This is a genomic window from Anabaena sp. CA = ATCC 33047, from assembly GCF_963870205.1.
Lineage (GTDB): Bacteria > Cyanobacteriota > Cyanobacteriia > Cyanobacteriales > Nostocaceae > Trichormus.
In genome coordinates, this window is sequence record NZ_CAWMSA010000016.1 from 49129 (window position 1) to 61702 (window position 12574).

Consider the following 12574-nt stretch of genomic DNA (forward strand, 5'->3'; position numbering starts at 1 on the left):
GTAACTAATGACTAATAACTAATGACTAATAGCTAATGACTCAACTGCTTTTCTAATCGCCGAGCAGCAACAGACATAGAATAACAAAATAGCCAATAAATCAAACCAATAAATAAATATACTTCTGCATAACGACCTATAAATTGAGGCTGTGCCAATATGGAACGGGCAATACCTGTTAGTTCTACTAAGCCCACAAGGGATAATAGGGAAGTGTCTTTAAATAAGCCGATAAATTGCCCGACAATCGCCGGAATAACAGCACGTAAAGCTTGAGGCAAAACAATTAATATAACTGTTAAGGGAGTATTCAAACCTAATGCTTTAGCTGCTTCCACTTGTCCACGAGAGACAGCTTGCAGTCCACCGCGTACATTTTCGGCCATGTAAGCAGCACTAAACAACACCAGTCCAGCGATCGCTCTTAAAACCCTGTCTAGGCGGATTTCTGCTGAGAGAAACAAGGGTAACATCACTTGCGCCAAGAATAAAATCCCTATTAGGGGAACTCCCCGAATGATTTCGATATAAAGAATACAAAACCAACGAACTACAGGTAAATTGCTAATTCTTCCTAAAGCGAGTAAAACGCCAATGGGAAAAGAAAGCACAATACTCACTATGGCCGTTAGTAAGGTAAGTAGTAAACCATTCCATAAAGTTGTAGATACAGGTTGTAAACCAAAGCCCCCACCAGTTAACCACAGAATCACGGGGAAATTTAACAACCAGATTAAGGAAAGCCAAGGGGATATAACTTGAGCAAACCTTTTTCCTAACCAGAAACTAGGAATTAGTAAAGTCGCAATGACAAATAAACACAGGCGAGATGTAAAATCTACAGGTAAGAGGATGATTCCCCAGGTGGCGATGACAGCAAATAACGCCACACCACGCCAAGAAAACTTTTGTTTATTCAACAAGATACCTGTAGTTATTGAGCCTAAATTAGAAATAATTGCTAATACAAACCAAATCCGCCAATATTGACTGGGCGGATATCTACCAACTAAAAATAAACGTAAATTTACTTGAATTACTTGCCATTGTGCTTGAGTGGTTGCCCAAATCACCATTCCCTGGGCTAACCAAAGTAGGAACATTAAGCAAACAACAGTTAATAAACTGTTATACCAAGTGCTAAATAGGTTTTTACGTAACCAAGTTAGTTGTTTAGTCATTAGTCATTAGTTATTAGTTGTTAGTTTTTTTCCTCCACTTCCTCAGTAAACCAATACGTATTACCTTTCTTGAATTTGGACTCGGCGATTTAATAAGTTCATGATTAAAGAGATAGTTAAGCTGAGGGTGAGATAGGTGAGGGTAATGAGTAACATGACTTCTACCGCTTTCCCAGTTTGGTTAAAAGTGGTGGAGGCGACAAAATAGAGATCAGGGTAGCCGATGGCGATCGCTAAACTAGAATTTTTGGTGAGATTGAGATATTGGCTAGTCAGTGGGGGAATGATTACCCGCAAGGCTTGGGGGAGAATGACTAGGCGCATAGTTAAACTAGGGTTTAATCCGAGCGATCGCGCTGCTTCCCATTGTCCTTTAGATACTGACGCAATTCCACCTCTGACAATTTCCGCAATGAAAGCACCAGTATAAAAAGTTAAACCCAACAGTAAAGCAGAAAACTCTGGGGATAAGTTAAACCACAGAAATTCAAGACCATTTTGACTCAGCCCCAAAAATCCCCCCAGGGTAATTTTATTTTCTATTTTAGGAAAACTCAGGAAGACGGCAAAGTACCAAAACAGCAACTGTAAAAGTAAAGGCGTATTGCGGAAAACCTCTACATAAACTCGCATAATGTTTCTCACTAGCCAGTTATCAGAAAGTCTACCTATCCCCGCCATTACCCCGATAATTGTTGTGAAGATAATTCCTAAAACTGCTACTCGCAATGAATTAATCAGTCCCACCCACAAAGCCAGACTATAAGTATCAGTTGGTTGATAAGGTATGGGTGTTTCGCCGATATCAAAAGATGCTTGCTGCCTGAGAAAATCAAAGCCAAATTGAATTCCTAATTGCTGTAAATTGCGATGAAGATTACTCCAGAGTATCGCCACTATAGCTAAGGCTAAAAATACAGCAATGAATTGTCCAGCAATTCGCCAAAAGCGATCATCACGCCATAAAGGGGGTTTAGAGGTAGTCATTAGTCATTAGTAATTAGTCATTAGTCAATTGTCTTCATTACCTAAACGGTGGTGAATATAACAGTCCTCCTTTTGTCCACTGTTGATTTTCGCCACGAGGTAAGTTAAGTTTTGTGTTTGGGCCGAGGTGGCGATCATAAATTTCACCATAGTTACCAACGTGTTTGATTACTCTGGCGGCAAAGTCATTAGTTAAGCCAAGTCCTTGGCCGAGATTGCCTTCTGTTCCCAAAAACCGCTTAATATCTGGGTCATTACTGTTAGCTAATTGACTCACATTTTGAGAATTAATGCCTAACTCTTCCGCTTTGATTAAGGAATAAACTACCCAAGTTAGATTATCACGCCATTTGGTATTTCCTTTCGCTACTGCTGGCGCGAGGGGTTCGGAAGAAATGACTTCATCTAAAATGACGTTATCTTCTGGCTTGGGGAGAGTGGTACGTCGAGATACTAAAGCGGATCTGTCGGCGGTGACTGCTTCACAACGTCCTTCGGCATAGGTAGCAAAGGTAACGTTAACGTCTTCAAACACGACTGGTTTATAAGTTATACCTCGTTTCCGCATTTGGTCTGCTAGGTTTTGTTCCGTGGTAGTACCAGTTTGTACACAGATAGCTTTGTCTTTTAGGTCGCTTAAAGATTTAATGTTGCTATTTTTGCGAACCATCACACCTTGACCATCATAAAAAACCACAGGTGCAAATTCTAAACCAACTGATGTGGCGCGGCTAAGTGTCCAGCTTGTGTTACGGCTGAGGATATCTACTTCGCCAGTTTGTAAAGCTGTAAAGCGTTCTTTGGCATTGAGGTTACGAAACTCTACCGCATCTGGGTTGTCAAACAAGGCGGCGGCGACAGCGCGACAAATATCGACATCAATGCCGCTATATTTACCGTCAGTTCCTACAAAGCTAAAGCCTGGAACTTCACCACTGACACCGCAAATTAATTGTCCTCGACTTTTGACAGTATCCGAGCGATCGCTTGCTGACACACTGCCTGGATTGCTTGTTGTGACTGAATTGCCGCCACAGGCAGTAATAGCAAAAATTAAGGATGTTGCCAGGATTAAAGCTGATTTTCTCATAAAGTTCCCAGTTATTTGTCTAAAAAAATGTATTATTCAATACAATGCTCTGATTAAATCAAAATATATGTTTGTAATATAAAACTTTTTGAGTACCTATGTTGCAATTTCATGGAATGCCAAGTTTATTAATGATTGTGTTGCTTGATTTGCGAAGTAAATTGATATTCATAATTTACGTCAAGCCTATTTATGGTCAATATTATGATTAATTCTGAATAGTAATCAAATAATATATTTCGTCGTTAAGCATAGGTATTATTACATTTTATTTCATGTTTATTAATAGGAATAAAAAATTTAAGCAATTTAAAATGTGATTTATTTAAATAACATTTATCTAGTTTTAGTTTTATTAAATCTACTTGGTTAAGACATGAAATAACATTACTAAATTGATTTTTTGTTGGCAAATATAGTTAAACTTTAATAAATTGAAAGACTTGATGATGGAAATTTTGTTGATAAAATAGAACTGACTGTAAGTTAATAAATGTAGATATTTCCAGCAACATAATTAGGTAATGAGCAGAAACTTATTGCATACTTCTCAGGGAATGCCAAAAAATCAATTATGTGCGATTGACTGTGATTAGGATGCTTGATAGAGAAGAATCTCTGAGAGGATGTTTGAAAAGTATTGTTATTAACTTCAAAGTCTCTCAGACCTAACCCCCCAGCCCCCCTTCCCTACAAGGGAATGGGGGTTTCAAAGCCTCTCCCCTAAAAGGAGAGAGGTTTGGAGAGGGGTTTTTAGTATACTTTGCGGCTTTCCAAACATCCTCTGAGTATTTCCAGATTTTATCTGAGAGATACATCCTAGATATGGGATATTTTTTGATTGGGAAGTCCCTAAAAGAAGTGAATTAACTACATCAACTTCAGCACTTGCCACTAAGAAGTTAAACTAGATTTTGGTGACAGCTGCTCCAAGTTTGGTTAAAGAGGCTTTTATGGGAGCTAATCTACAACAGATTGCTAATTATTTAGACAAAATAGGTTGGGACTACCGTTTTGATGAGGAAGCAGACCAAATCATCACAGGTGTAGAAGCTGAGAACGTAGAAGATTTCCTAATAGTTGTGCAACTAGATGAAGGGGGAAATTTTTTCCGGGTATTTGCGCCTCAAGTTCTAGAAATAGTTGAGAATCATCCTCACAAGGCAGCTATATTACAGACAATCCTGACAATTTCTTGGGAAACGAAAATGCTGCAATGGGAATATGACCCATTGGATGGTGAAATCCGGGCCATGATAGAGTTTCCTTTGGAAGACTCAATTTTGACAGAGAGACAATTTCATCGCTGTTTGAGTGGCTTAATTCAGATTGTGGACAATATCGCTATACCACGTCTGAAAGAGGTGATGGAAACAGGACAAGATCCGGGGAATATAGAACTTGGGGAAAGAATTCTACTGAGTATTCAGGAAGAAGCACCCGGATTACTAGAAATATTGGAAAAAGCAATAGAAGCGAGGAAGAAGCGAGGAAGTTTTCCTACGGAATGAGACGAAACATCACTTAAATAGCTATACTCCAAAGTGATACCCTCACTATATACTGAAATTTTCTAGGGCTGGATTTTATGACATCCTATGCAACCTCCTCTGCCAAAGCGGAAATGAGTGAACTCCGGCGGTTGAAAGGCTTACTACCGCCAGAATTGCAGAGCTGGGTCACGGTTGAAGGTACAACTGAGGTCAATCCACCCCTGATCCGTTGCGAAGAAATTGGCAAAGACCAAGTAGAAATTCAAATTGACTTGGTGAAATGGGACACCTTAGCAATGGATCAGCGTAATCTGCTGTTCTGGCATGAAGTCGCCCGCATTCAAAATGACACAATTCCCAAAGATGGTTGGGAAATGGCAGCATTAGCTATCGGCTTAGGTGGTGCTGTAGGTGAGTTGTGGGTACAGGATGGATTATTGTTAGTATTGGCCTTGGCTCTGAGTGGCGTTTCCGGTTGGCGACTGTATCAAAAGAATAACGGGGAAAAGCAACTCAGAGAATTAATTGATGCTGACGAGAAAGCGATCGCTTTAGCAACTCGCTTTGGGTATAGTCTTCCTAACGCCTACAAAAGTCTAGGTAGTGCCTTAAAAACTCTCATCGATAATACTCCTAGCAAACGGCAACGCTCCCGATATGAAGCGCGACTCTCTGCTCTCAAACGTAGTGCCAATAAAGCCAAAGCTAAATCGAGAGTAGCAGATGAAGGCGCGCTGTAGTCACCAAAAACTAATTTGGGTGGGCAGAATTGCCCATCCGATTATTCTATGGCTTTGGCATAATGTCAGATAATGCTGATATTTGATTCATCTTCATCAAAATTTTACAAAAGAATTTCTTGGGGTAAAGCCAAGACAAGAACAAACTGATTTGCTGTCAGTTTATAGCTGATTTAACATTTTATGAGTCTGGGGTACAACACGAACCTGTTTTAAGAATCGCTTCATCAAAGCTTGCCATGTCAAAACTTGTTCTGGATTAGGAGCAAGTATAGGCGTTTGAGTTAATTGTTCAGACTCAGCTAAAGGCGTAACAGGTTGTAAAAAGACGGGAATCTCAGGACTGACATCTGCCACTAATAAAGCAGCTTGTTCCAATTCAGCGACATCCGTCTGCTCAGAAATAATTATTTTAATGAAAGTTTCTAAATGTGGATAACAAATTTGTAGAAACTTGATATGTTCTTGCCAACGGGATTCACCACTCACACTGGGAAGTTTCCAATCCATACCCACCAAGTCTAGATAGGGTAAGATAGTCGCCAATTGTTCTGGGCGATGTCCGCCGGTTTCCAGGTAGATGGGTAGACCAGTCAGCGATCGCACTTGGGGCAGAAATTCCTTTAAGAAAGCTGCATGAAGAAGTGGTTCTCCACCTGTTAAGCTAATGCTATCGTGTATAGAAGGTAAATTCTGCCGTTCAATCCATTCCAGTAACAGTGGAATGGGGACGGGGTTAGAGTGAGTTTCAAAGTCTCTATTACCGGGCGATCGCTCTATCCGACAATTAGTGGGTGCATTCCAAGTATGGACACTATCGCAAAAGTGGCAACGCAAGTCACAAAAAGCAAAGCGAATAAAAATTTGACGTGTCCCGACATTCAGTCCTTCTCCTTGAATAGCAGAAAAGACCTCAATCAGGCGTGCAGTAGGTTCGGCTGTAGTGTTAGCAGTCATAGGAAAATAGCAACGCGATCGCGCTGCATCGGCACAATAACAAGTATGTTTTTACTTCTTGTTCTATTGTGAATCTTTTGTGAATCTTTGCAGGCAATCTCTGCTTTAATTCTATGGCACTAACTATGAGTCATTATTTCTACTTATTTAACATGAGGTTAGGTGATTTTTTAGGACAAAATAATGTTTGGCAGATTAAATTTATATGGCAACGAAAGTGCAGAGCTTCATGACTAGCCAACCCACAGAGGTACAATTCCCAGTTACTACCTTAGATGAAATGGTAATAGTGCAGGTACCTGCGCGTTTAAGCGTAATTGAAGCAGTAAGCTTTAAGCATACCTGCCAAGAATTAACTCAAGAAAATTCTCACCCCAAACAAATCATTATTGATTTTCAGAAAACCACCTTTATGGATAGTAGTGGTTTAGGAGCCTTGGTTAGTAGTTATAAGACTACCCAAGAAAAAGGCATTGCCATGACTCTGCGGAATGTCACACCTCAAGTCATGGCAGTGCTAAACCTCACCGGACTAAACCAAGTTTTTTCTATTGAGTCTAGTAGCGAAACAGCATCAATAGACGCTGATAATTTGACTGACACCCAGAAGGGTGTTGAACTACCAACTACTCATCCATCTGTCAAATCTTGGATGAAACGATTTTTAGACATTATTGGTGCTTTGGTGGGGTTAGTAATCATGGGAATTTTGTTTATTCCCATCATGATTGCTATTAAAATTGATGATCCTGGCCCCGTTTTCTTTGGTCAGATTCGCTGTGGCTGGATGGGTAAACGATTCAAAATTTGGAAGTTCCGTTCTATGTGTGTAGATGCGGAAGCGAAAAAAGCACAAGTAACCAATCAAGTGGAAGGTGCATTTTTTAAAAATGAAAATGACCCCAGAATTACACGGGTTGGCAAATTTTTACGCCGCACTAGCCTAGATGAGTTTCCGCAATTTTGGAACGTCTTAAAAGGGGAGATGAGTTTAGTCGGAACTCGACCACCCACACCGGATGAAGTCGAACGCTATGAAGTCCCAGAGTGGCAGCGTCTGGATGTAAAACCCGGTATGACTGGCGAATGGCAAGTAAATGGCAGGTCTAAAGTCCGCAGTTTTGAAGATGTGATTAAGCTAGATTTGCTGTATCAGAAAAACTGGAGTTTAATGTACGATTTGAAGTTAATCTTCAAAACAGTTGCCATTGTATTTAATAGAAATAGCGGTGCTTATTAACCAGTTAGCTTCATTAGGATTCTGATGAAGTTTAGCACAAATTACTAACCAGTAAAAAAGTAAAATAGATATTGATAGTTAAGCAATGTCATCACTACTGGTTAGAATATTTTCTAAGTTGCACGAGTCGATGACTAATTGGTAATCTCTCAAATTGCATTTCGATAAACTACTCTTCCTGAAAAATATTTCAGGGAGTTTTTTATTTTGTGAAAATTTTCATTTAACATAAAATTAATCATCATTTTATTAAAACTTCAAATTTGTCATTTTAATTTTGTTATTTATATTAATGAAATTTTTTGACATTTATGCCGATATGGCGGCCAAAAAAATTAAAAAATAGTTATTCTTATACAAATTATGCTTTTAGTCTAAATAGGAAATATTCTACTTAGACTTATTTCCAGTTTATGGTTGACAAAACTAGGGAGCGTAACGGCAAAAGTAAAATATTTATACTTATAATTTAGCAAAAACTATACAGCGATTTGTTCTAAGTAAATTGTGATTAATTATGAAGACTATTGTCAAAAAACTTCGTAACGAAATAGTTCGCAAAATATATCAAATGCCATTGATCAGCCACTCAATTGACCATGAATATAAAGCAGCAGTAACAAATTATGCTAATAATTTACCTGCGCTTTCAGCAGATGACTCAAAATTAGTGGAAACTCTCAACAACGATGGTATTGTCATTACATCCTTAGAAAATATATCAATTCCCTTAACTCAGGAAATGCTCTTGTCAGCCAAAAGTTTGATGCCAAAAATATCCAAGAGCATTTCTGCAAATAAAAATGAATTTGCGCTGCATGCCACCTCTGAGCAAATCATAGAACATTCCCATATTTTTCTTTGGGGACTCCAACAAAGGTTGCTCAATATTGCTGAGAATTATCTGAGTCTACCAGTCGCTTATCACGGTGCTTATTTTCGTAGGGATATCAGTAATCAAGTTCAAAAAAAATCAAGGTTATGGCACCTTGACAAAGAAGATATAAGAATGATGAAAATTATTGTTTATCTGAATGAGATTAACGAAGATTGCGGGCCATTTCAATACATACCAAAATCTTTCACTTCATCTATTTTTAAATCTTTAAACTATGATTATAAATACCTTACAGATGAAACAATGGCAAAAGCTATCTCCCCATCAAATTGGCAATCCTGCATAGGAGCTTTTGGCACAGTGATTATTGCTGATACTGCTAGCATTTTTCATAAAGGAAAAGTTCCGGTATCTTCAGACAGATTTGCCATATTTTATGATTATACGAGTAGACAACCAAAACATCCTTTTTATTGTAAGTCTTCTCTTTCTGATGATGCTTTATATGCAATATCTACAAGTATCCCTGAGCATCAAAAACAGTATGTCTTTTGGCGAAAAAATTATCATCCTCAAGGTATAATTGCTAATTTAGCATTAGGTAAAACTTAAAGCTTGATAAATCACATTTTTGATGAAGCTCTTAAAAATCTTCTATCAAAAAAAGTTATACAGATGATTACGCTCCAGAGGCTTCAGATACAAACATTGAGTTGTTGCTAGATGATAGAGCATTGGTATTAACAACCAAATTACAAGAGGTAAATCTTGTATGTAAGCTAGATTTACACACAAAATTTACCTGGATTTATTATAAGTTTCTATATTTAGGTGCGTAGTAAGTTAGGGTGATGTGCTTTACCCTCCCTGTGTTCACTGTGTTCTCTGCATTTACAAAATAGCCGCTATTTTATGAGATACTTTCCAACCCAAATTGGGAATACTAACTAAAGCGCAGCTACCTGCTGCATAAAAACAATGTGGTTTATTGAACTGATGAGATTTAGGACATAGGAGAAGACGATGGACGCACTTACATTAACTTTTGCACTCGCACCTCACATTGTTAAAGGGCTAGCCCAGGGCATATATGTAAGGAATGGTGGTGTTATTGTCGATGCTGTAACAAATCAAGTAGTTACTTGGTTAAGAGATTTAGTGCCAACACCAACTGCATCTTCTAAAGGTTTCCTTAATATGATCTTCTCAGGAGCAAATCTAGTTGCTTCAGGGGCTAACGCTGCTGTGACGGGAAAAGGTTTAACAGATGTCAGCCAGCGTTTAGACGGAGTGGAACAAACAAATTTAGGAAATCTTGCTGTTTCAGGGGCGAATTTGGTTGCAACTGTTGCTAACGCTGCTGTTACGGGAAAAGGTTTAGCTGATGTTAACGGACGTTTGGGTAGTATTGAAAATCAGTTAGAAGCACTAGGACAAAATTTACAACTAACTCAAGGAATTTTCAAGGTAACTACAGCTGCTAGCATACTTAATCTTGGTGTTTCTGTGATGGGCTTTGCTGTGATATCACAACGTCTTAAAGAACTAGAGCAACGCCTACAACAAGCACAAGAGTTATTAACTAAGATTAACCGAAAAATTGATTTAAGTTTTTATGCTAATTTTCGTGCAGCTATTGAATTAGCAATTAATGCCTTTACAATGAAAAAATCTGAAAACCGTAGAAGTAGCGCGTTACAAGCTATCAATCGATTTTTAGAAGCAGAACATATTTATACTGAGTTAACTGATATCGAAATTGAGCAGCAAAGCCAAATAGCTGATGAATTCCTCCTCACTTTATCCTTGGCATATCTAGCTGAAACACGTTGTTATTTGGAATTAGAAGAACACGAAACAGCACTTCGTCGTTTTCAAGAAGGGACAATAGTTATTCGTTCTCGTATTCAAAAATATGTAGAAATTCTTTTAACTTCTAACCCAGCAGCTTATCTGCAACCTCATTTAAAAGACCAGATTGATTTGAGAAGATTAACCAAAGTTTACCAATGGATTGATCCAACTTTGGAAGAAAATGCGGTGTTTGAAATGCAACGAGAAAACTTATATAAGATGGCGCAAGAGCCTAATAAGTGGGTGGAATCTCTGCCAACAGCTATCCTAAGTCGTGTTGAAGTTCCAGGAGGTTGGTTAGGCCCCAATGTCAATGATTTGAAGCGAGAAGCTGATAAACGTCTTCCTCAAGTGTTAGAGCTAATAGAATCTATGGTAGAAACCAATCGCCGTTTTGAATCTTATCAAACGGAAATACAAGCAATATCTCAACTAGGTATCAGCTTTCATGAATGGCTAAAATTAACTCCTACTCAAGAGAATAAACCAGAGGGTGCAGAATTAATGTATATCATGCCATCAACATCATTGTACATAAGTATGTCAACATAATTAAATGTAAAATGATGATGGGATAGATCCCCGACTTCTCAAAGAAGTCGGGGATCTGGATATTACGTTTTTTTAGGTCAATCTACTGAGTATGGGCGCAATAAGAAAAAAGGCGAACAAAGTTCGCCTGAAATAATTATTTTGTTAAGCCGTTGCTGATTGAAAACCCAAATTTAAATCTTCGCTTCTTCCTTAACCAACTTATCCCAACCCAAATCTTTCAAATTATTATTACGACGTAACGGACGAGTTACTAACTCTAAAATGTCACGGGCATTAGTGAAGCCGTGTATTTGAGCAAAAGTAAACTCTACAGACCATTTTGTATTAATACCCCGCGCTTCTAAGGGGTTGGCGTGCGCCATTCCAGTAATTACTAAATCTGGCTGTAAATCATAAATGCGCTGTACTTGATTGTAATTATCTGGCTTCTCGACAATTTTGGGCATGGGTACACCCATTTCTAGGCAAGCTTTCTCTAGCATTGCTAACTCAGCCGCTTGATAGCGTTTATCCATGTAGGGAATACCAACTTCATGAACAGTCATGCCACAACGGACTAAGAAGCGTGCTAAAGAAACTTCTAGCAGGTTGTCACCCATGAAAAATACAGACTTACCACGAATTAATTTTACATAGTCTTCTAAACCTGCCCAAATTTGTGTTTCCCGTTCTTCTAAGCCTTTGGGAGTAATACCAAACACTGAGCAGATTTTTTCAATCCAAGCGCGAGTACCATCAGGCCCGATGGGGAAAGGTGCGCCGATGAGTTTGCATTTACGGCGACGCATTAAGGTTGTGGCTGTGCGACTGAGAAAGGGGTTGACACCAGCGACATAATACCCTTCTTCCAAGACTGGTAGTTCAGTAAAGCGTTTGGCAGGTAGCCAACCGGAAACTTTAATACCTTGTTTTTTCAGTTCTAAGGTTAATTGAGTCACAACGGGATCAGGTAGAGAACCGAAGAGAACCAAGGGCGGATGATCTACATACTCAGATTCTTCTTGAACTACTTCTTCTTTTTTCTTACCGAAGTTGAGCAGCTTTTGAATAGCATTGCGATCGCCTATGGCGGGGCGTAGCCCATCGCCTTTTTCATTTTCCGCTACAGGAGCATGATCAGGACAACGATTAGCCATTGCTGCTAAAACGGTGTCTTCTCCTTGGGTAAAGGCGTAATCTAAGCCGTTAGCACGGGCGACAACAATGGGAATGCCAATTTCACCTTCTAGCTTCGGTGCTAACCCTTCCAAGTCCATTTTGATGATTTCAGTGGTGCAAGTGCCAATCCACACAATGACGCTAGGGTTGCGATCGCGTTTTATTTGTAAGCACAATCGCTTTAGCTCTTCATAATCATTCAGTTTTGCCGAAATATCCCCTTCTTCTAACTCTGCCATTGCATAACGGGGTTCCGCAAAAATCATTACCCCCATCGCATTTTGTAGGAAGTACCCACAAGTTTTGGTTCCAATCACCAAAAAGAAACTATCTTCTATTTTTTGATATAACCATGCCACACAGCTAATGGGGCAGAAGGTGTGATAATTTCCAGTTTCACACTCAAAGTTTAAAGCTGTTGGTTGTTGAGCGACGGTCATTTTGATTGTTCTCCCCTTAATATCTCAAGGCAGGTGAATAT

The 12574-nt window shown here is 39.0% G+C and carries 10 protein-coding genes; 5 read left to right on the forward strand and 5 right to left on the reverse strand.

Annotated features, from left to right (window positions below; genetic code table 11):
- Positions 1-32 precede the first annotated feature (32 nt).
- Genes AACS98_RS03625 through AACS98_RS03635 form a run of 3 tightly spaced genes read right to left on the reverse strand, consistent with a single transcriptional unit; the run spans position 33 to position 3258 of the window.
- A complete protein-coding gene (locus AACS98_RS03625; RefSeq protein ID WP_066376456.1) occupies positions 33-1181 on the reverse strand; it encodes an amino acid ABC transporter permease in 1149 nt (382 codons plus the stop codon).
- 60 nt (positions 1182-1241) lie between these two features.
- Positions 1242-2168 carry an amino acid ABC transporter permease gene (locus AACS98_RS03630; RefSeq protein ID WP_066376458.1) on the reverse strand — a complete coding sequence of 309 codons (927 nt, stop codon included), beginning with the start codon at positions 2166-2168 and terminating at the stop codon, positions 1242-1244.
- 37 nt (positions 2169-2205) lie between these two features.
- On the reverse strand, positions 2206-3258 hold the full coding sequence (locus AACS98_RS03635) for an amino acid ABC transporter substrate-binding protein (protein WP_066376460.1): 1053 nt from the start codon (positions 3256-3258) through the stop codon (positions 2206-2208).
- A 953-nt stretch (positions 3259-4211) separates the two neighbouring features.
- Here AACS98_RS03635 and AACS98_RS03640 point away from each other — a divergent pair.
- Both AACS98_RS03640 and AACS98_RS03645 read left to right on the forward strand, forming a co-directional pair.
- Complete coding sequence (locus AACS98_RS03640; protein ID WP_066376698.1) at positions 4212-4769, forward strand: hypothetical protein; 558 nt, start codon at positions 4212-4214, stop codon at positions 4767-4769.
- A 77-nt stretch (positions 4770-4846) separates the two neighbouring features.
- Positions 4847-5491 carry a DUF3318 domain-containing protein gene (locus AACS98_RS03645; protein ID WP_066376462.1) on the forward strand — a complete coding sequence of 215 codons (645 nt, stop codon included), beginning with the start codon at positions 4847-4849 and terminating at the stop codon, positions 5489-5491.
- A 162-nt stretch (positions 5492-5653) separates the two neighbouring features.
- On the opposite strand, the gene AACS98_RS03650 is transcribed toward AACS98_RS03645, so the two are convergent.
- The gene (locus AACS98_RS03650; RefSeq protein ID WP_066376465.1) at positions 5654-6448 is read right to left on the reverse strand and encodes a 7-carboxy-7-deazaguanine synthase QueE; all 795 of its coding nucleotides are present in this window, start codon (positions 6446-6448) and stop codon (positions 5654-5656) included.
- Positions 6449-6653: 205 nt separating this feature from the next.
- Between AACS98_RS03650 and AACS98_RS03655 the strand changes: the two genes are divergently transcribed.
- The 3 genes from AACS98_RS03655 to AACS98_RS03665 all read left to right on the forward strand — a co-directional run bounded on the left by AACS98_RS03655 (position 6654) and on the right by AACS98_RS03665 (position 10932).
- Positions 6654-7688 (forward strand): anti-sigma factor antagonist, encoded by a 1035-nt coding sequence (locus AACS98_RS03655; protein WP_066376468.1) that lies wholly within the window; start codon positions 6654-6656, stop codon positions 7686-7688.
- A 517-nt stretch (positions 7689-8205) separates the two neighbouring features.
- The gene (locus AACS98_RS03660) at positions 8206-9138 is read left to right on the forward strand and encodes a phytanoyl-CoA dioxygenase (RefSeq protein ID WP_066376469.1); all 933 of its coding nucleotides are present in this window, start codon (positions 8206-8208) and stop codon (positions 9136-9138) included.
- A 411-nt stretch (positions 9139-9549) separates the two neighbouring features.
- Positions 9550-10932, forward strand: a complete 1383-nt coding sequence (locus tag AACS98_RS03665; protein ID WP_066376471.1) for a hypothetical protein — start codon at positions 9550-9552, stop codon at positions 10930-10932.
- A 173-nt stretch (positions 10933-11105) separates the two neighbouring features.
- Here the strand turns inward: AACS98_RS03665 and AACS98_RS03670 are convergent, their stop codons facing one another.
- Entirely contained in the window at positions 11106-12533 is a 1428-nt protein-coding gene (locus AACS98_RS03670) for a ferredoxin:protochlorophyllide reductase (ATP-dependent) subunit N (protein ID WP_066376481.1), read from the reverse strand.
- Positions 12534-12574 lie beyond the last annotated feature (41 nt).

Coding starts and splice junctions, on each gene's coding strand:
- AACS98_RS03625 (WP_066376456.1), bottom strand. CDS start 1,181: ATGACTAAACAACTAACTTGGTTACGTAAAAACCTATTTAGCACTTGG.
- AACS98_RS03630 (WP_066376458.1), bottom strand. CDS start 2,168: ATGACTACCTCTAAACCCCCTTTATGGCGTGATGATCGCTTTTGGCGA.
- AACS98_RS03635 (WP_066376460.1), bottom strand. CDS start 3,258: ATGAGAAAATCAGCTTTAATCCTGGCAACATCCTTAATTTTTGCTATT.
- AACS98_RS03640 (WP_066376698.1), top strand. CDS start 4,212: ATGGGAGCTAATCTACAACAGATTGCTAATTATTTAGACAAAATAGGT.
- AACS98_RS03645 (WP_066376462.1), top strand. CDS start 4,847: ATGACATCCTATGCAACCTCCTCTGCCAAAGCGGAAATGAGTGAACTC.
- AACS98_RS03650 (WP_066376465.1), bottom strand. CDS start 6,448: ATGACTGCTAACACTACAGCCGAACCTACTGCACGCCTGATTGAGGTC.
- AACS98_RS03655 (WP_066376468.1), top strand. CDS start 6,654: ATGGCAACGAAAGTGCAGAGCTTCATGACTAGCCAACCCACAGAGGTA.
- AACS98_RS03660 (WP_066376469.1), top strand. CDS start 8,206: ATGAAGACTATTGTCAAAAAACTTCGTAACGAAATAGTTCGCAAAATA.
- AACS98_RS03665 (WP_066376471.1), top strand. CDS start 9,550: ATGGACGCACTTACATTAACTTTTGCACTCGCACCTCACATTGTTAAA.
- AACS98_RS03670 (WP_066376481.1), bottom strand. CDS start 12,533: ATGACCGTCGCTCAACAACCAACAGCTTTAAACTTTGAGTGTGAAACT.